The sequence below is a fragment of the Rhodoferax sp. RT5P35 genome, assembly GCF_056521385.1.
In genome coordinates, this window is record NZ_JBWMAX010000245.1 from 843 (window position 1) to 1,176 (window position 334).

General features: G+C 65.0%; 1 pseudogene. It reads left to right on the top strand.

From position 1 onward, the window contains the following. Positions 1-27: 27 nt before the first annotated feature. Positions 28-334: pseudogene (locus AC097L_RS25365) on the top strand (branched-chain amino acid ABC transporter permease); the annotation flags it as partial.

A 334-nucleotide genomic window follows, 5' to 3' on the forward strand; every position in this document is an offset into this window, starting at 1 on the left:
GGCAGCCGCACCTGAAAGGAATTCAACATGTCTATCCAACGTATCACTCTATCCACCGCAGGCGCATTGGGCGTGGGGGCCGTGGTGGCGACCACCGTCACCTCGGGCACGGTCTTGTCGCTGCTGACCCAAGCCATCATCTACGCGGTGTTTGCCAGCGGCGTGGGTCTGCTGCTGCGGCAAAACGGCATGGTCAGCTTTGGCCACGCGCTGTTCTTTGGCGCGGCGGGCTACGGCGTGGGCCTGCTGCTGCAGATGCAGGCCATGCCCGCCGAGGCGGCCATGCTCGTCACCCTGCTGGTCTTGACCGCCGTGGCCTTTGTGATGGGCCTGG